Below are 18393 nucleotides of genomic sequence, written 5' to 3'. Positions count from 1 at the left end.
AATGAATGGAGACATAACGGCATGGAAAAGAACGTCGGGACCATCGAGGTCCAGAGCTTTATCGACGGCGAGCGCTTCTCGCCCTATCAATGGGTCATTCTGATCCTGTGCTTTCTCGTCGTCGCGGCCGACGGTTTCGATACCGCGGCAATCGGCTTTATCGCGCCGTCGTTGATCGGCGACTGGGGCATCACGCGCGCCGCGTTAGGCCCGGTGATGAGTGCGGCGCTCGTCGGTCTCGGCATCGGCGCGCTCGTGGCCGGGCCGGCCGCCGACCGTATCGGACGCAAGGCGGTGCTTGCCCTTTCCGTGTTCTTCTTTGGCGTATGGAGCCTCGCATCGGCACAAGCAAGCTCAGTCGAAACACTAACCGCGTGGCGCTTTCTCACCGGCCTGGGTCTCGGCGCGGCAATGCCCAACGCGGTCACGCTGATGTCCGAATACGCACCGGCGCGCGTTCGTGCTATCGCCGTCAATGCGATGTTCTGCGGCTTCTCCGTAGGACTATCGCTTGGCGGGCTCTGCGCCGCATGGCTCATACCGCATTTCGGCTGGCAAAGCGTGCTCGTCGCCGGCGGACTCGGTCCTATCGGGCTCACCGTGCTGTTGCTCGTTCTGTTGCCCGAGTCCGCACAGTTCATGGTCGTGAGACAACGCCCTACGCGAAAGATCGCGCGCGTCCTGCGCCGCATCTCGAACGATCCGCGTCTCGCGGAAGGCGCGCACGTCACGTTCACTTCTGCCGATACGCGCACGGCCGGCGCCGACAAATCTTCGCTCGGCATCATCGTCTCGCGTCCCTATCGCTTTGGCACGTCCATGTTATGGCTCGCCTATTTCATGGGGCTGATGATCTTCTATCTGCTGACGAACTGGCTTCCTACGCTTTTCAAGGATGCAGGCTTCTCCGCCGAGCGCGCTGCGCTCACGACATCGCTCTTTCCGCTCGGCGGCATTCTCGGCAACCTGTGCCTTGGCTGGGTGATGGGCAAGGCCAATCCGCGACGCGTGAACGCGTGCGCTTATGTGCTCGCAGCGGCGATGGTGCTGACAATCGGACGCGGCATCGCGGATCAGTTCTGGCTTGCTCTGCTGATCTTCCTGACCGGAACAGCGGTGACGAGCGCGGTTACATCGATGTCGGCGCTCGCCGCGTCGTTCTATCCGACGCGAAGCCGCGCGACCGGCGTCGCATGGATGCTTGGCATCGGCCGCATGGGCGCGGTCGCGGGCGCAATGACCGGCGGCGTGCTCATGAGCATGGGGCTGCAATTTGGCGCGGTCTTCACGCTGCTCGCGATTCCCGCAATCATCGCCGCGTTCGCGTTGGGCGCGTTGAGCCGGCGCGATAGAGCGAGTGAAGCCACTCAACGTTTGATGACTTGATGTGCTTTCGAGGCATCGTCGGTATTTGCAAGCGCAACTATGTTGACGATGCCTTGACGCGCCATCTTCGTATAAGGGCAAAAGCGTTCCGTGCTGCGCACGAGTTCCTCAGCTACGCTGCGTTCGATGCCGGGCATCTGCACGCGTGTGTGGGCGGTCAACACGAAGAGCCCGTCCATCGGATCGCGGCTGAATTCGACCGTGACGTACACGCTTGCAGCCGCGACAACGATGCCGGCGCGCGCCGCAAGCAGGACCATCGCGCCATGAAAACATGCAGCGTAGGCCGCGGCGAACAGTTGCTCGGGGTTCGTGCCGCCGCCGGGACCGCCGAGCGCCTCGGGCATACGCAGGTCAAGAGCGAGATTGCCGTCGTCGGATCGTGCCTCGCCCGTCGCGCGGCCATGTCCCGCATCGCCACCCGTCACCGCGACGGTCGTCGAATACAGGGGTTGCAAGTCGCGTCCTTGATACCTGTCGAGCAGGCTGACGGGCGGCGGATCGATATGCTCCATGGCGGTCATCCATTCTTCGCGCGAACGTTGCACGATCGCTCAACGCGCCGCGACCTCGCGCGCGTCCTGCAACCCTTCTTGCAGGCCCTTTCCTGTCATCGTGTCGACGCCAGATGCCGGCGATGCCGCGAATACTTCGTGCCCGCGCGCACGCAGACGCTCCACGACCTTGCTGCCGATGAGTCCGCTTCCGCCGATGACTACGATGTTCATGATTTCCTCCTCGAAACGATCCGCGAATGCGCGAATGCGCGATGATGACGCATCGTAGGCGTGCAGGCGTGCATCCGGTAGCGCCTCGCACGGATGCGCAGTGTTGCCTTCGATGCATCAATCGGTTGAGACGAGCTGCTGCACGCCCGCACGTGGGTTCGTGATGAACGTCGTCAGGCAATGCAGATCAAGCGCGCGCGTCTGCTCGGTCATGTAATCAACGAATACACGCACGCGCGCGGGCAAATGCTTGCGGCTGAGATAGCAAAGATAGTGGCCGCCATCGTCGGGCGCGTATTGCGCGAGACACGTGACGAGGCGCCCCGCCTTGAGCGAATCGCAGACGAGATACGCAGGCAGTTGTGCGATGCCCTGCCCGTCGAGCACTGCTTGCAGCATCAGGTCGATATCGTTGAAGGTTTGCCGGGCCGCGGGCGAGCGCTTTCGCGCAAGGCCGTCGACCTTGAATTCCCATTCAGCGATGCGCCCCGCCGGCGCGCGGAAATTGATGCAGCGATGGTCGTCGAGATCGTCGACATGACGCGGCAGGCCGTGCTCGCGCGCATACGCCGGCGATGCGCAGACGATCATCTGCATCGGAATCAATTGCTTTGCAACGACTTCGCTATCTTCCATGTGACCATCGCGAAACGCGACATCCACCCTATCTGCCGTGAAATCGCACGGACGATCGTTCAGCAGCAGTTCGAGTGCGATGTCCGGATAGCGTGCATTAAAGCCGGCTAGAAGCGGCGCGACGACCTTGCGGCCGAAGCCCGGTGCCGACGCGATGCGCAAGTGACCGCGTGGCGCCCCGTTGCGCAACTCGCGCATGTCCTCCAGCGCCTGCACGATGCGCTCCACGCCTGGCTGACAATTCTTGTAGAAGAGCTCGCCTTCGCGTGTGAGCGACGTGCTGCGCGTCGTGCGCAGGAAGAGACGCGCATCGAGCTGTGCTTCCAGCTTCTGTACGTTGCGGCTGACGGCGGAACGGCCGATGCCCAGGCGGTCGCTCGCTTTCGCGAAGCTGCCTTCGTTGGCGACGGCAAGAAAAGAAACGACGCCCGCATAACTCGCTACGAAGCTATACGCGAGAGAATCGTCGGAATGACACACAAGGTCTGATGGCATGGCGGCACGAAACGTAGTGGCTCTGTCCAACAAGACGTTTGCGCCACACGGTTTGTGACGCGCCATGCCGAATTTTTTATTTAACGGGCGTCAGAACGGGCTTGTCCTTGTCTTTGAGAAGCAGCACGATGAATTTCGCGCGCTTCGTGTTGCTCGCGTTGCGTCCCACAGTGTGAATGTCGTCAGGGCCTTCATAAAAGGTATCGCCGGCTTTGAGCGTCACGGCCTTGCCGCCGCGAACCTGCATGACGATCGTACCTTCCAGGACATATACGTAGGCATGAGCGTCGTGACGATGCACGGGATCGACCGCGCCCGGAGGATACTCCACGCTGATCATCAGCGCCTCCTTGCCGGGATATTCCGGAAGCGGCTTCGTCATGAGTTCCTTGACGATGGCCTCCGGCGCCGCGTGCGCCGTGCTCGCCGCGAGCGCCGTGCATCCGAAGACGAGTGCAAGTCCCACGCGTTTGATGCTGTGCATGATCCGTTCTCCCATGATCGAACGACGGCGCGAACGCACTACGACAGGTTTGCCTTGTCCAGGCCGAAAGCTTTATCCGACGAACCCGGAACCGTCTGAAACGCGACATTCGCACGGTTCCACCCATTGATCTCGATGATGATGTACGTCAGATCCGACAACTCCTTCTCCGAAAACTGCTCACGCACGCGTGCAAAGAGATCGTCGGACACGCCATGCTCGGGAATGCGCGTCAGCACTTCGGTCCACGCGAGCGCGGCACGTTCGCGCGGCGAAAACAGCGGCGATTCACGCCAGATCGCAACGTGATGCGTGCGCAGTTCGCGCTCGCCATGAATCTTCGCTTCCTTCACATGCATATCGACGCAAAACGCACAGCCATTCATTTGCGATGCGCGAAGCGTCACGAGATCGCGGGTCGTCTGCTCGATCGAGCATTCACGCACCGCCTGACTGAACTCATAGAACTTCCGGAAAAGCTCGGGAGATTGTTGAATGTAGTTGATTCGCTGCGTCATGATGACTCCATGTCTGGTTGAAGATGGATGTCATCCTAGGTTTGCGCGGCTTGTCGCGGTAGACATGCGAACGTGCCCACGCTGTTGCCTCGCATGCATCAATCGAATCGCGAGCGTTCATGCATTGCCATGGCGAGCCGCAATGCGTTCGAGCTTATCCGGATTGCGCTGCACCTGTATGCGTACGATGCGTTCATCTTCGATATCGAAAGTCTGCGCGGATTCGAGCTTGCCGTCGATGAAACGCAGCAGCGCCCATTGCTCATTCAGCATGACGAGTTCGAGACACACGCCGTTTCCATACCGCAGAAAGGCCGCATAAAAAAGCTGCGCGATGCGTTTGCCGCCCAAAAGCGGTTTGGGGAAACTCTGCACGCGCCCGCCGCCATCGCCGATCAGCATGGCGTCCTCCGCGAGCATCGCGTGAATCGCTGCGAAATCGCCGAGCTCCATCGCGTGCGCGAATGCATGCAGCAAGCGCCTTTGAATCTCTCGCGACACCGAACGTCGCGGACGCTCTTCGCGTAGTTGTGCCTTGGCTCGGCTCACGAGCTGGCGGCATGCGGCCTCCGTCTTGCCGATGATGTTCGCGACCTCCGCATAGTCGGCGTCGAAGACCTCGCGCAACAGAAACGCCGCGCGCGCTTCGGGCGTGAGGCGTTCGAGCAGCATGAGGAACGCGACGGATACGTCGTCCGCGCGCTCCGTGACTTCCTCCGGCGTTGCCGGCGGCTCGGTGATCTGCGGCTCGGGCAGCCAGATGCCGGTGTAGTGTTCGCGCTGCAACTTCGCGGCGCGCAACCGGTCGATCGAATGGCGCGTCGTCACTGCGACGAGCCACGCCTCGGCATTCTCGATCGCTTCGTGAGCCGCCGCATGCCAGCGCAGCCATACGTCCTGCACGATATCCTCGGCTTCGGCGACCGAACCGAGCATGCGATACGCAATGCCCTGCAGACGAGGGCGCAAGCGGTCGAATTCGCGCGTGGCGTCATCCATGACGGCGATTCCTCGTTACTGAACGTCTGTGAAGTCATCGGCTTGAAAGGAGATCGTATATTACGCGTGCGCGATATTCCTTTAAAGATATGAATAATACGGCCGTTAATATCGATGGCCGGAATCGAACGCGCCAATCTCATTCATGACTGAAATCGAACGTCCACAAGCGCCCGCGAATCTGACCCGCATCATCGTAGCGACGGTGATCAGCAACGGCTTCGTCGCATACGACTTCACTGTGTACGGCTTCTCCGCGGCGATCATCGGGCGGCTGTTCTTTCCCGCGCATGATCCCGCCTCGTCTCTGCTGCTATCGCTCGCGACATTCGGCGCCGGCTTCGTGATGCGTCCGCTCGGCGCAGTGCTCATCGGACGATACGCGGATCGATGCGGACGCGAAGCCGGCATGCGGCTGTCGATCGCCGTGATGGCGCTGGGTACGTGGCTGATCGCATGCTTGCCGACGCACGCGGCGATCGGCGCGAGCGCGACCGTGCTGATCGTGGTCGCGCGGCTTTTGCAAGGACTCGCGGCGGGCGGCGAGATCGGACCGGCATCGGCGCTGCTGATGGAAGCCGTGCCTTATGAACGGCGCTGCTTCATCGTCAGCTGGCGTGGTGCGAGTCAGGGCGCGGCCGCGTGCGTGGCGGCGCTCGTCGGCGCGTGCACATCGGCGCTTCTGTCGCCGGAGCAACTCTTGCAATGGGGATGGCGCGTGCCCTTCTTCATCGGCGGACTGATCGCGCCGCTCGGATGGTTTCTGCGCCGCATGCCGGGCGACGCATCCACGTCGAAGCCCCGACCCGCGCGCACGCCGCTCGCAACTGTACTGCGCGAGCACGCGCGCCCGCTCGCATGCGGCATCCTGATGATGGCCGCGCCATCGTCGAGCATCTACATCGCCGTGCTGTACATGCCGAGCTATCTGACGCATACGCTGCAGCGGCCGCCTGTCATCAGCTTTCTGATCGCGTCGCTCTCCGGCCTCGTTATTCTGATCGTCACGCCGCTCGTCGCGCTTGCGGCCGATCGGCTGATGAGCCGCAAGACGCTGCAATATGCCTCGCTCTTCGCCGCGCTCGCGACGGCTTATCCCGCGTTTTATGCGCTCACGCGAGGCGCACCGGATGCGCTCGCGCTCGTCATCATCCTGCTCTATGTCGCAGTCGCGCTGAACAACGCGGGCGCCGCTTCGGTGCTCATGCTCGAAGCCTTCCCGAAGCATCGGCGCGCGGCGAGCCTCGCCGTGATCTATACCTTCGGCGTCGTCATCTTCGGGGGATTCTCGCCGTTGACGGTCGCATGGCTCGTCGGCGCGACGGGCAACGTAATGACGCCCGCGTGGTATCTGCTCGCCGCGAACTGCCTGACGCTTCTTGCGCTCAGCCGCTTTCCGGAAGGTCGCGCGAGTGCGCGGCGCGCATCCGCATGACGGGATCGCCACTCGTCGCGCGCAACAGTTCGAGCGCGCGCAGGCGCATCTCGAGCGGACTGACGTCGAACGCGCGGCGAAACGCGCGCGTGAAATCCGATGCGCTCTTGAAGCCGAGACCGAATGCGATATCCGCAATCTGCAGATTGGGAAACAGCGCGAGTTCGTCGGCCGCTTCGCGCAAGCGGCGAAGTCGAATATATGCGGCGAGCCCGCCCTCCTGCTCGAACCACCGATAGACTGTCGCGCGCTTGAGCCCGAGTGCCTCGACGATCGCGGTCGGCGTGAGATCGGCCTCATGCAGGCGCGTTTCGATGTAACGCTTCACCTGGCTCTTCACGGCCGTTTGCAGTGCGGCGCGTGAATCGCTCGCGGCATTCGGCTTGTCGGCGAATGCCTCGAGCAGGAGCCGCGCGCCGGCATCGAGCGCGTCAGCGGCGTCGGGCCGGTCGAGCACCGGCAATTCTCGCGCGGTGGCCTCGAAATGTTCGAACACGAAATGCACGAGCGGCGCGTGATCGGGCAGCACGCGACCGTGCAACGCGTCGCAGTCGCCGATATGCGCGCCGACGATTGCACGCGGTACGAACATCGTCAGCACGCGGCACGCCGGACGTTCGACGCGAAAGCGCTGATTCAGATCGAGTGCGATGATGCCGCGCACAGAGCCAGGCGCGCTGCGCTTGACGCTCAGCCCGCTGACGTGACCGGTCTCGCCCTCCACATAGACGTGAAATGCGAAATCGCGACGCGTGTCAGTGGAGACGCGCGCGATAGATCGCTCGAGCACGAGCGCGTCGGTGCGCGCTTCCGTGAACACGAGGCCGCCCGCCGCATGCAAATCGATGCTGCCCGAGAAGCCGCGTGCAATCTGATCCTTGTCCGGCACGACATCGACCACATGCCCGACCCGATCGCGCCATGCGAGCAATTGACGCTCACGCGGACAGGCGCGCGTCGAAAAGTGCGTGGAAATCTTCGGCGGATCGGAATCTGCGGGCATATGCGGCAGTCGATGTTGTCGGGTCGTCCTTCGCGCTGTGGCGCGCACGATACGCGCCAGCAAATGAGACGCATGGTAAAGCGTATTTTGAATGCCGGTATATCGTGCTGGACGAGGAGCAGCGTGTGCGGCGTCGTGGGCGGCCAGGTCGGCGATTCCTTGCCTTCATCCCGCCGTCACATTGCTGACTCCCCATCCTAGGGTTTACGGCTAGTCAAGATAAAAAATTCAGCCGCACATAAAGAGAGAAAAGACGTTTCGGGGCGTCACACATGGAAAAGTCGAAAATTGTGCAAGTCGGGCGCGCCGCGCAGGCCACGCGAGCGATGCTCAAGCCCGCGCGTCTCGCGGACACCCAGCTCGATCATCTCGAGCACATGATCCGTTCGCTCGCGCTATCGGGAAATTCAAAGGCGGTCGACCAGTTCGATCATGCCTACTGGAAAAGGCGGCTCGCCGCGGTCGGCGACGAAAGCGATCTCGTCTCGACGCAACGCGCCCGCGTGCTGCGGCTCCTCGATCTTCTCGAACAGAACCGGGCAGCAGACTCCGACAAGGCGGCCGCCTAGCGCTCCGCCAGCAACGCATGCGAAATGCAAAACACGACAAGGCATTTCGAATGCAAAACGCAAAATTCCGTTTGCGCCGAACGAATTCCGAGGGCCAGCCTGAGAGAGAGCACTCGACGCGGGGGCCGATTCCGACCACCGCGTCGAAAAGTGCCTCTACGTGTGGCTTCGCGTCCCGGGGTACGATTCGCACCCGACTCATGCGCTAACGCACACCGATCTTCCAGACGGTGACTTCGTGATACTCGTCGCCGGGCTTGAGTTCGGTCGATGGGAACGTGGGGCGGTTCGGCGAGTCCGGGAAATGCTGGGTTTCTAGCGCGAAGCCATCCGTTTGTCGATACGCCACGCCCGACGTGCCGATCGCGCTGCCATCGAGACCGTTGCCCGTGTAGAACTGCAAGCCGGGCTGCGTCGTATAGACATCGAGCACGCGGCCGCTCGACGGATCGTAGGCGCGCGCGGCAAAGCCGGGTTCTCCATTGCGCTGTCCGTTCTTGTTGAGCTTCCAGTTGTGGTCGTAGCCGCGCGCATAACGCATCTGCTGATTCGACGAACGCAAACGCGCGCCGATCGGTGTCAGCGCTCGCAGATCCAGCGGTGTGTTCTCGACGCTCGCCATCTCGCCGGTCGGAATCGAATCGGCGCGCGTCGGCGTATAGCTCGATCCCGCGATCATGATGAGCTGCCCTTCGACATTGCCGCTGCCCTCGCCCGCGAGGTTGAAGTAGCTATCGTTCGTGAGGTTCAGGACGGTCGGCTTGTCCGTCTTCGCACGATAGTCGATACGCACTTCGTTATCGTCGGTGAGCGTGTAGGTTACGTCGACAGTAAGCGTGCCGGGAAAGCCGTTCTCGCCATCGGGACTCACATAGCGAAGCTGCACGCCCGCGCCTTGCGCGCCCTGAAACGTCTTCACCACGGTCCAGACTTTCTCGTCGAATCCATGCGGACCGCCATGCAGTGTATTCGGTGGCTCGTTGACGGGCAGCTTGTAGTCGCGGCCATCAAGTTCGAACTTTCCATCGGCGATGCGATTCGCATAACGCCCGATCAGACCGCCGAAATGGATCTTGCCGTTGTACTTCTCATAGTCGTTGAGCGAGCCAAAGCCGAGCACGATATCCGCGCGACGCCCGCGCCGGTCCGGCACATCGAGACGCGTGACGATGCCGCCATACGTGATGCAGTTCATCGACACGCCGCGCGCATTGGACAACGTGAATTGCGTGACCGCCTGGCCTTGTTGAGTCGCGCCATAGGGCGCGGAGGCAATCGAAGCAGCGAAGCCGCGCGGCGATAACAAAATCATGCATGCGATAGCGGAAAAACGAATGAGCGTGTTTTTCGCGAACTGCATAAGAGCAATGAGAGAAGACCATTCGATCGATACATCGGAGTGTGAATTGAGCATCGGCTGTACCCGGTACGGGCACGTCGGATGCGACCTCTTCATGTCATCCGACGAACACGACAAGGAGCCGCTCATGAATCAGCAAACCGATCGACCGACGCCGCCCACCCAAACGCCAGAAGATCCGAACATGGCCGACCGCCGCTTGTCCGACGAGCAAAAGCGCACGATGAGAAATGAGCCCGAGCCGCCGAAGCGCACCGATGAAAGCAAGGAAGAAAAGCTGCCGAATCCGAAAGACGTAGGTGAAGCCGGCTGATCTTGCGTGCTTGTTATCGTCCAATGAATCAATAAGCGACGCGCTGATTCATAAGACGAAACATTCTTTGATACGTATAAATTACATATAACCTTTCGGAGCGATGATGGCTGCATCGCCGTATCGCGATGAAGCCCATCTCTTTTGTTGTATGGTATCCCTAAGCTATCAAAGCCTTGGATGGCGTGCGCGGCGACGCTTTTCGCCGGAGTAAGGAAGCAAGGACGCCATGCACGATCCTGCTCATTTCCTGCCGTCGTTTGTGTGGCGCGCGGCACGAGACGGGGTAATCCAGTACGCCAATCCGTGGGCTTGCCGGTATCTCGGCATTCCGTTTCCCGAACTCGTCGGGCAGCATTGGAAAGCTTTTGTTCACCCCGACGACATCCCGCCGGTTCTCGAAGCACTGCGTCAGATGCGCGACGGCACGCTGCTTCGCAACGTCGATGTGCGCCTGTTACGCAACGATGCCGCGTTCCGCTGGCATACGCTCCATCTTCAGGCGCGGCGCGATGAGGAAGGGCAGATCGGCGAGACGGTCGGTGTGGCCATCGACATTCATGAGTGTCGTCACGCATGGGCAATGTATGAAGCCAGCGAGCGGCGCTTGCAGGCCGCTTTCGCGGGCGCACGCATGGGCGCGTGGGAATGGGACATGAAGACGCGCGTCGTACGCATGACCGCACAGCTCGCCGCGCTCTATTCTTTTCCGCCCGGAACCGAAGCGGTTCTTCTTTCGGAAGTGTGGGACCGCGTCGCGCCCGAACATCGCGAGCCGTTTCAGCGCAAGTTGACCGAAGCATTGCGCGATGGCGGACCATTCGAATTCGACTTCGTTCTGGAAAGCGAACAAGGACAACGCCGATGGCTGCGCATGCGCGGGCATCCCGAGTTCGACCGTCATGGCGTGCTCACGCGCGTCTATGGCGTGAGCTTCGATATCAGCACGCAACGCGCCGATGAAGATCGCCTGAGCCTTTCCGAACGACGCTATCGGGCGCTCGTCGAAACGACGGGCGCGCTCGTCTGGTCCGCCGATGCAAACGGCGAAATCCGTCCTTCTGGCGGCGAATGGGAACAGTTCACGGGCACATCGCCGGACGTGTTGTCCGGCTGGGGCTGGCTCGATTACATCCATCCCGACGATCGCGAGCGCACGCATCAGGCATGGCTCGATGCATTGCGCGACGGCGTCGCTTGCACGCTCACCTTTCGCATGTACCGTCGCGACGGCGTTTATCGCATGGTGCAGGCGCACGCCGCGCCACTCTACGACGACAAGGGCAGCTTGCAGGAATGGTTCGGCACGACAACCGACGTCACGCCGCGCTTCGAAGCGCAAGCCGCAATCGAGGCGCGCAGCTTGCGCCTCACGGTGGCGATGCAGGCCGCGAACATTCATATCGCGTCGCTGGAACTCGCGACGTGGACGTTGTCGCTCGAAACCGGCGGCGAGCGTCAGACCACCGAAACGCTCAGCTATGAGGCAGCGCTCGCACGCGTGCATCCCGATGACAGCGCCATGCTCGATCGCTATGTGCGCAGCATCGCGGCCGGTGAAGACGCCGAGGGACATTTCGAGTTTCGCGTGCGCAACATGCACGGAGAACAGTGGATGCAAGGCAGCGCCCTGCTCCAGCGCAGCAAGGACGGCGAGCCGCTGCGCATCATCGGCAGCGTGATAGACATCACCGAACGCAAGCATATGGAGCTGATGTTGCGCGAAGCGGGACGACGCAAGGACGAGTTCCTCGCGATGCTCGCGCATGAACTGCGCAATCCGCTTGCGCCGCTGCGAACGGCCATCGCGCTCCTGCAAAAGGATCAGGATGGCGACACGCATCCGCGCGATCTTATCGATCTCATGCGCCGGCAAGTGGAGCACATGACGCGCATCGTCGACGACTTGCTGGAGGTTTCGCGCATTACGCAGGGACGCATCGCCTTGCAACTCGAACCGATTCTCGTCGGCACGGCGGTATATCACGCAGTCGAAGCCATTGCGGGCATGGTCGAGTCGCGTTCGCAAAACATTCAAGTCGATGTTTCCGATGCGACGACATGGGTCTGCGGCGATCCCACGCGTCTTTCGCAGATCCTTGTCAACGTGCTGAACAATGCGAGCAAGTACACACCGGAGCAAGGCCGTATCAGCGTCAGTGTGCAGGCTGCCGACGATTCGGTGTCTATCGTCATCGCCGATACGGGCACGGGCATTTCCGCCGACCTTCTGCCGAAAGTATTCGAGCTATTCTCGCAAGGCGAGCGCACGCTCGACCGCTCGAACGGCGGCCTCGGCATCGGGCTTTCTCTCGTGAAGAAGCTCGTGGAAATGCATAAAGGCACGATCACCGTGCAAAGCCCGGGACCGGGCCTCGGCACGACGGTGACCGTGCGGCTGCCGCGTTTGCATCATCACGAAAGGCATTCCGCGCTCGCACTTTCGGAGACGAGCATGCGCGAGACGCGCACGGCGCTGCGCATTCTCGTCGTGGACGATAACCGCGATGCCGCCGATTCGCTCGCGATGCTGTGCGAGTCGGAGGAACATGTCGCGCGCGTCGCGTATTCATCGGCGGAAGCGCTGGAAGCCGCGCCGCTCTTGCAGCCCGATGTGGCGCTGCTCGATATCGGCCTGCCAGATATCGACGGCTACGAACTCGCGCGTCGTTTGCGTCGCAAGGGAGACACGACGCCTTTGCTGATCGCGATCACGGGTTATGGCCAGGCCGAAGACCGATTGCGCGCGCAATCGGCAGGCTTCGACTATCACTTCGTGAAGCCCGTGAATGTCGAGAGCCTCTTGAAGCTATTGTCGTCGCTCACAGTCACGCGTTGACGAACTCTCGCTCTACAATGGGCGTTCGATCAAGCCTTCGAGGACGTCATGACGCCAAAGCCCATCAGCCGCTATCCCGTTCCCGATCCGAAAGAATGGCCCGACGATATCCGCGCACGCATTCTCGAAGTGCAGGACAAGGCGGGGTTCGTGCCGAACGTGTTTCTCACGCTTGCGTACCGGCCCGATGAATTCCGCGCGTTCTTCGCTTATCACGATGCGCTGATGCTCAAGGAAGGCGGCCTGAGCAAGGGCGAGCGCGAGATGATCGTCGTCGCGACGAGCGCGGTGAACGATTGCCTTTATTGCGTCGTCGCGCACGGAGCGATTCTGCGCATTTATGAAAAGAACGCGCTCGTGGCGGATCAGGTGGCGGTGAATCATCGCAAGGCGGATATCACGCCGCGTCAGAAGGCGATGCTCGATTTTGCGCTTAAGGTATGCCGCGCATCGGGCACGGTGAATGATGCCGATTTCGCGGCATTGCACGCGCATGACTTCAGCGATGAAGATATCTGGGATATCGCCGCGATCACCGCATTTTTCGGGTTATCGAATCGCATGGCGAATGTCATTTCAATGCGGCCCAACGACGAGTTCTTTTTGATGGGGCGCGTGCCGAAGGAGCCGAAGTAAGCTTCCATGCGCCTTCCTCCTCTCAAATCCATCATCGCGTTCGAGAGCGTCGCGCGCACGAAGAGCGTCAACCGCGCAGCCGACGAACTCGGCCTCACGCCTTCGGCCGTCAGTCATCAACTGGCGAATCTGGAGAGCATCGTCGGGCGGCCGTTGTTCACGCGGTTCGGCCGCGGTCTCGTCCTCACCCCGACCGGCACGCAATATCTTGCCGACGTCACCGGCGCGCTCGCCGAATTGAATCGCGCGACGGAACGCGCATCGAGCGAAACATCCGTCGAGATACTGCGCATTCATTCGAGTCCGAGCTTCGGCCTGATGTGGCTATTGCCGCGTCTCGCCGCGTTTCAGGAAGCCAATGGCGATATTCAAATGAACCTCGCGTGCTCGTATGAAGACGTGTCGTTCACATCGGGTTACTACGATATCGCCGTGCGTCATGGCTATGCTCATTGGACCGATGTCGAAGTGAAGACGCTGCGGCATGAAAGCATTGCGCCGCTCGCTTCGCGCGCCTATCTCGAACGCTTTCCAGTCGCTACGCCAGATGATCTGCTCGACCGTCGTCTGATTCTCTCCGAATCGCCGCTCGTTCAATGGCAGCAGTGGTTCGGCAAGTTCGGCGTCGCGGTGAAGCGCAAGGCATTCGACTTTTCATTCGACCGCTCGTACATGTCGCTCGAAGCGGCCGCGCTCGGTCACGGCATCGCGCTCGAAAGCACGATGCTCGCGTCCGGGCATCTGGAACGCGGTTCGCTCGTGCCTGTATTCGGCAAGGAATACGCGGTCGAAGTCGGCGCGCATCATCTCGTTTACCCGAGTCAAAATGCCGGATTGCCGCGCGTCGCAAAGTTTCTGGCGTGGATGGATCAGCAAATCGAGCGTCGCGGCGATACCTGAAAATTTCTCAGCAATAGTTGAGCCAAACTGCGTTGATCGTCAGGTCGAAGGCGGGGAAACTGCGCCTACACCAGACAACCAACGGAGACAACGATGTTGCTCGAGAACCAGGTAGTGATCGTCACGGGCGCGGCTTCGGCGCGCGGTATCGGCAAGGCAACGGCGAAGGCGCTTGCGGCGCAAGGCGCGCGCATCGTCGTGCTGGATCTGAAGGAAGCAGACGCGCAAAGCGCCGCGAACGATCTGGGCGATGGCCATCTCGGTCTCGCTTGCGACGTCACCGATAAGAACGCATGCATCGCGGCCGCCAATGCGACCATCGATAAATACGGACGCATCGACACGCTCATCAACAACGCGGGCATCACGCAGCCGATCAAGACGCTGGAGATAGGCGCGGATAACTTCGATGCCGTCATCGACGTGAATCTGCGCGGCACGCTGTATATGTCGCAAGCCGTGATTCCGCAGATGAAAAAGCAGAAGAGCGGCAGCATCGTATGCATGTCGTCGGTGTCGGCGCAACGTGGCGGCGGCATCTTCGGCGGGCCGCATTACAGCGCGGCGAAGGCCGGCGTGCTGGGCCTCGCGAAGGCAATGGCGCGTGAATTCGGCGCCGACGGCATTCGCGTGAATTCGATCACGCCGGGCCTCATTCAAACCGACATCACCGGTGACAAGCTCACGCCCGAAATGCGCGCGGACATCATCAAGGGCATTCCGCTCGCGCGTCTCGGCGATGCAGCGGATATCGCCAACGCGTGCCTGTATCTCGCGAGCGATCTTTCTTCCTATCTCACTGGCGTCACACTCGATGTCAACGGCGGCATGCTGATTCATTGATTGCACGTACGGGCGCACCTGGAAACCAGGGCGCCGAACATGGATGGAGACACACATGAAATCAAAGTTATCCGCGGCGGCGGTAAGCGCTGAGTTCACATCGTCCGACGATGCCGCCAGCTTCGAAGCAAAGACCTATGCCAAGGTCGGACGCCGCCTGATTCCCTTTCTGATGCTGTGCTATCTCGGCGCGTATCTGGATCGCGTGAACGTCGGCTTCGCCAAGCTGCAGATGCTCAACGATTTGCGCTTCTCCGAAACCATCTACGGCATCGGCGCGGGCATCTTCTTTCTCGGCTACTTCCTGTTCGAAGTGCCCAGTAACGTCATCCTTCATAAAGTGGGCGCGCGCAACTGGCTCGCACGCATCATGCTGACGTGGGCCGTGATATCCGCGAGCTTCGTGTTCGTGAAGTCACCGACAGTCTTCTATGTCCTGCGATTTTTGCTGGGCGTCGCAGAAGCGGGTTTCGCGCCCGGCGTCATTCTCTATCTGACGTACTGGTTTCCCGCCGCGCGCCGCGCCAAAGCGCTCTCGCTGTTCTTCATGGCGATTCCGCTCGCAGGCATCGTCGGCGGACCGCTCTCGGGCTACATCATGCATGCGTTCCAGGGCGTGCAGGGGCTCGCCGGATGGAAGTGGCTCTTCATGCTCGAAGCGCTGCCTTCGCTCTTTCTGGGTGTCGCGATCCTGTTCTACCTCGACAACGGCATCGCCGGCGCGAAGTGGCTCAGCGACGAAGAGAAAGCATTGCTTCGGCGCAATGTCGAGAAGGACAACGCGCAGACGGTGAAGCACGTATCGATCCGCGCGTTCATCGGCGATCGTCGTCTTTGGCTGATGGCCGCGATCTACTTCTGCGTCGTGATGGGTCAATACGGACTCACGTTCTGGCTGCCGACCATCGTGCGCCGCACCGGCGTAGCGGACCCGCTGTGGGTCGGCATTCTCACCGCGATTCCGTATCTCTGCGCCATCGTCGCGCTGCCGCTGATCGGTGCAAGTGCCGACAAGCGTCGCGAACGCCGCCTGCATCTCGCGATTCCGATGCTCGTGTCCGCAGCCGGCTTCGCCACCTTGCCGATGCTCGGCAGCGTGGGCGCATCGATCGTCTGCGTGAGCATCGCGGCAGCAGGCATCCTCGCGTCATCGTCGCAATTCTGGTCCTTGCCTACGGCTGTGCTGGGCGGCATGTCGGCGGCGGCGGGCATTGCCGCGGTCAACTGCTTCGCCAATCTCGCGGGCTTCTTCTCGCCTGCCATCGTCGGATGGCTCAACGACTTCACCGGCAAATCGACCGCGGGCCTGATCTTCATTTCCATAGCCATCGTGATCGGCGCGGCGCTCGTGTTCTTCGTGCCCGCGAAAACGGTCAATCGCTAATTTTATTAATCAAGGAGACAACGCATGAATGCTCCCGTTATCGAAGAGGTGACGCTCGCCGAGCGCGCCTATCGTATCCGCCGCAATGCCCTTCTGATGGGCGAAGTGCAAGGTCAAGGTTATATCGGCCAGGCGCTCGATATCGCCGATGTGCTGGCCGTCGCCTACTTCGGCGCGATGAACTACCGCCCCGACGATCCCGAATGGGAAGGCCGCGACCGCTTCCTTCTGTCGAACGGTCACTATGCAATTGCGCTGTATGCCGCGCTCTTCGAAGCAGGCATCCTGCCGCAAGAGGAACTCGAAACGTATGGCAGCGACGATAGCCGTCTGCCGATGTCCGGCATGGCAAGCTACACGCCCGGCATGGAAATGTCCGGCGGGTCGCTCGGGCAAGGTCTCACGATCGCTGTGGGCCGCTGCCTCGGTCTGAAGCGCAAGGGCTCGAAGTCTTTCGTGTACACGCTCTTCTCCGATGGCGAGCTCGATGAAGGCTCGATCTGGGAAGGTCTGATGTCGGCGGCGCACTGGAAGCTCGACAATCTCATCGCAATGGTCGATGTGAACAATCAGCAGGCGGATGGCCCGTCGACGCAGATCATGTCGTTCGAGCCGCTCGTCGACAAGCTCGAAGCATTCGGCTGGTACGTGCAGCGCGTGAACGGCAACGACATCGATGCGGTGAAGAACGCTTTCGACAACGCGCGCAATCTTGAGGACGCGAAGCCGCGCATCATCGTATGCGATACGCAGATGGGCCGTGGCGTGCCCTTTCTCGAACAACGCGAGAAAAACCACTTCATCCGCGTCGATGCCCATGAATGGCAACTGGCGCTGCAAGCACTCGAAGCAGGGAGACAAGCATGAGCACTCGTTTGAAGACATCCGCGATGATCGCGTCGATCGCAAGCGAAGGACAGGTCACGCGTTCGGCCCCCTTCGGCCATGCGCTCGTGGAAGAAGCGCGCACGAAGACGAATATCATCGGCATGACGGCCGATCTCGGCAAGTACACGGACCTGCATATCTTCGCGAAGGCATTCCCCGAGCGTTACTACCAGATGGGCATGGCCGAGCAATTGCTGATGGGCGCGGCTGCGGGCTTCGCACACGAAGGCGCGCAGCCGTTCGTGACGACGTACGCGGTATTCGCGACGCGCCGTGCGTATGACTTCATCCATCAAACGATTGCGGAAGACAATCTCGATGTAAAGATCGTCGCCGCGCTGCCGGGACTCACGACGGGTTACGGCCCGAGCCATCAAGCCGCGGAGGACCTCGCACTGATGCGCGCGATGCCGAACATGACCGTGATCGATCCGTGCGATGCGCTCGATATCGAACAGATGGTGCCCGCGATCGCCGCGCACAAAGGTCCGGTGTATGCGCGTCTCTTGCGCGGCAACGTGCCCGCCGTGCTCGACGAATACGACTATCGCTTTGAACTCGGCAAGGCGAAGCTGCTGCGCGATGGCCGGGACGTGCTCATCATTTCGTCGGGCATTCTGACGATGCGCGCGCTCGAAACCGCGAAGGCATTGCAAGCCGATAACGTCGATGTCGCCGTGCTGCATGTGCCGACGATCAAGCCGCTCGACACGGAGACGATCGTCCGCGAAGGGAAGCGCTCGGGACGTCTCGTCGTGGTGGCGGAAAACCATACGGTGATCGGCGGGCTCGGCGAAGCGGTGGCAACCGCACTGCTGACGGCGGGCGTCGCGCCGGCTTATCGTCAGATCGCATTGCCCGATGCGTTCCTCGATGCAGGCGCGTTGCCTACGCTGCACGATCGCTACGGCATTTCGACGAACGTGATGTCGATCACGATCAAAGGCTGGCTCGCGTAACAGACTGCACGCCGCGCG

Annotated in this window: 19 protein-coding genes; 11 read left to right on the top strand and 8 right to left on the bottom strand. The window is 61.2% G+C overall.

Features of this window, described 5'->3' with window-relative positions:
- Nucleotides 1-21 precede the first annotated feature (21 nt).
- Nucleotides 22-1386: an MFS transporter gene (locus NCR93_RS20865; protein ID WP_175980761.1), complete on the top strand. Its 1365-nt coding sequence runs from the start codon at nt 22-24 to the stop codon at nt 1384-1386.
- Here NCR93_RS20865 and NCR93_RS20860 read toward each other — a convergent pair.
- From NCR93_RS20860 to NCR93_RS20835, 6 genes are all read right to left on the bottom strand, one after another.
- On the bottom strand, nt 1368-1901 hold the full coding sequence (locus NCR93_RS20860) for an Ohr family peroxiredoxin (RefSeq protein ID WP_175980847.1): 534 nt from the start codon (nt 1899-1901) through the stop codon (nt 1368-1370). The genes NCR93_RS20865 and NCR93_RS20860 overlap by 19 nt on opposite strands.
- A gap of 39 nt (nt 1902-1940) precedes the next feature.
- Nucleotides 1941-2114 carry an NAD-dependent epimerase/dehydratase family protein gene (locus NCR93_RS20855; protein ID WP_175980759.1) on the bottom strand — a complete coding sequence of 58 codons (174 nt, stop codon included), beginning with the start codon at nt 2112-2114 and terminating at the stop codon, nt 1941-1943.
- Nucleotides 2115-2231: 117 nt separating this feature from the next.
- A complete protein-coding gene (locus NCR93_RS20850; protein WP_175980757.1) occupies nt 2232-3245 on the bottom strand; it encodes a LysR family transcriptional regulator in 1014 nt (337 codons plus the stop codon).
- 76 nt (nt 3246-3321) lie between these two features.
- Nucleotides 3322-3729, bottom strand: coding sequence for a cupin domain-containing protein (locus NCR93_RS20845; RefSeq protein ID WP_175980755.1), 408 nt, complete (start codon nt 3727-3729; stop codon nt 3322-3324).
- Between the two features lie 38 nt (nt 3730-3767).
- Nucleotides 3768-4247 carry a carboxymuconolactone decarboxylase family protein gene (locus NCR93_RS20840; RefSeq protein ID WP_175980753.1) on the bottom strand — a complete coding sequence of 160 codons (480 nt, stop codon included), beginning with the start codon at nt 4245-4247 and terminating at the stop codon, nt 3768-3770.
- A 117-nt stretch (nt 4248-4364) separates the two neighbouring features.
- Nucleotides 4365-5246: an RNA polymerase sigma-70 factor gene (locus tag NCR93_RS20835; protein WP_175980751.1), complete on the bottom strand. Its 882-nt coding sequence runs from the start codon at nt 5244-5246 to the stop codon at nt 4365-4367.
- Nucleotides 5247-5391: 145 nt separating this feature from the next.
- Here NCR93_RS20835 and NCR93_RS20830 point away from each other — a divergent pair, with 145 nt between their 5' ends.
- The gene (locus NCR93_RS20830; RefSeq protein WP_175980750.1) at nt 5392-6681 is read left to right on the top strand and encodes an MFS transporter; all 1290 of its coding nucleotides are present in this window, start codon (nt 5392-5394) and stop codon (nt 6679-6681) included.
- On the opposite strand, the gene NCR93_RS20825 is transcribed toward NCR93_RS20830, so the two are convergent.
- Nucleotides 6632-7684 (bottom strand): helix-turn-helix transcriptional regulator, encoded by a 1053-nt coding sequence (locus tag NCR93_RS20825; protein WP_175980748.1) that lies wholly within the window; start codon nt 7682-7684, stop codon nt 6632-6634. The genes NCR93_RS20830 and NCR93_RS20825 overlap by 50 nt on opposite strands.
- A gap of 272 nt (nt 7685-7956) precedes the next feature.
- Here NCR93_RS20825 and NCR93_RS20820 point away from each other — a divergent pair, with 272 nt between their 5' ends.
- Nucleotides 7957-8253 (top strand): hypothetical protein, encoded by a 297-nt coding sequence (locus NCR93_RS20820; RefSeq protein WP_008347927.1) that lies wholly within the window; start codon nt 7957-7959, stop codon nt 8251-8253.
- A 205-nt stretch (nt 8254-8458) separates the two neighbouring features.
- Here the strand turns inward: NCR93_RS20820 and NCR93_RS20815 are convergent, their stop codons facing one another.
- Nucleotides 8459-9565, bottom strand: a complete 1107-nt coding sequence (locus NCR93_RS20815; RefSeq protein WP_239294908.1) for an aldose epimerase family protein — start codon at nt 9563-9565, stop codon at nt 8459-8461.
- A 175-nt stretch (nt 9566-9740) separates the two neighbouring features.
- On the opposite strand from NCR93_RS20815, the gene NCR93_RS20810 reads away from it, so the two are divergent.
- The 8 genes from NCR93_RS20810 to NCR93_RS20775 all read left to right on the top strand — a co-directional run bounded on the left by NCR93_RS20810 (nt 9741) and on the right by NCR93_RS20775 (nt 18375).
- Nucleotides 9741-9926 (top strand): hypothetical protein, encoded by a 186-nt coding sequence (locus NCR93_RS20810; protein WP_175980745.1) that lies wholly within the window; start codon nt 9741-9743, stop codon nt 9924-9926.
- Nucleotides 9927-10155: 229 nt separating this feature from the next.
- The gene (locus NCR93_RS20805; RefSeq protein WP_175980743.1) at nt 10156-12765 is read left to right on the top strand and encodes a PAS domain-containing hybrid sensor histidine kinase/response regulator; all 2610 of its coding nucleotides are present in this window, start codon (nt 10156-10158) and stop codon (nt 12763-12765) included.
- 48 nt (nt 12766-12813) lie between these two features.
- Nucleotides 12814-13401: a peroxidase-related enzyme gene (locus tag NCR93_RS20800; RefSeq protein ID WP_175980741.1), complete on the top strand. Its 588-nt coding sequence runs from the start codon at nt 12814-12816 to the stop codon at nt 13399-13401.
- A 6-nt stretch (nt 13402-13407) separates the two neighbouring features.
- Nucleotides 13408-14301, top strand: coding sequence for a LysR substrate-binding domain-containing protein (locus NCR93_RS20795; RefSeq protein ID WP_175980739.1), 894 nt, complete (start codon nt 13408-13410; stop codon nt 14299-14301).
- Nucleotides 14302-14394: 93 nt separating this feature from the next.
- Entirely contained in the window at nt 14395-15144 is a 750-nt protein-coding gene (locus NCR93_RS20790; RefSeq protein ID WP_175980737.1) for an SDR family NAD(P)-dependent oxidoreductase, read from the top strand.
- 55 nt (nt 15145-15199) lie between these two features.
- Nucleotides 15200-16528 carry an MFS transporter gene (locus NCR93_RS20785; protein ID WP_175980735.1) on the top strand — a complete coding sequence of 443 codons (1329 nt, stop codon included), beginning with the start codon at nt 15200-15202 and terminating at the stop codon, nt 16526-16528.
- Nucleotides 16529-16552: 24 nt separating this feature from the next.
- Nucleotides 16553-17395 carry a transketolase gene (locus NCR93_RS20780; protein WP_008347910.1) on the top strand — a complete coding sequence of 281 codons (843 nt, stop codon included), beginning with the start codon at nt 16553-16555 and terminating at the stop codon, nt 17393-17395.
- Nucleotides 17392-18375 carry a transketolase family protein gene (locus NCR93_RS20775; RefSeq protein WP_175980733.1) on the top strand — a complete coding sequence of 328 codons (984 nt, stop codon included), beginning with the start codon at nt 17392-17394 and terminating at the stop codon, nt 18373-18375. The genes NCR93_RS20780 and NCR93_RS20775 overlap by 4 nt, the downstream gene beginning before the upstream one ends.
- The last annotated feature ends 18 nt before the right edge of the window (nt 18376-18393 follow it).

It is taken from the genome of Caballeronia sp. ATUFL_F1_KS39, assembly GCF_023630985.1.
Classification (GTDB): domain Bacteria; phylum Pseudomonadota; class Gammaproteobacteria; order Burkholderiales; family Burkholderiaceae; genus Caballeronia; species Caballeronia zhejiangensis.
The sequence above is the reverse complement of the archived record's forward strand: the minus strand, read 5'-3'. Positions and strand labels throughout refer to the sequence as shown.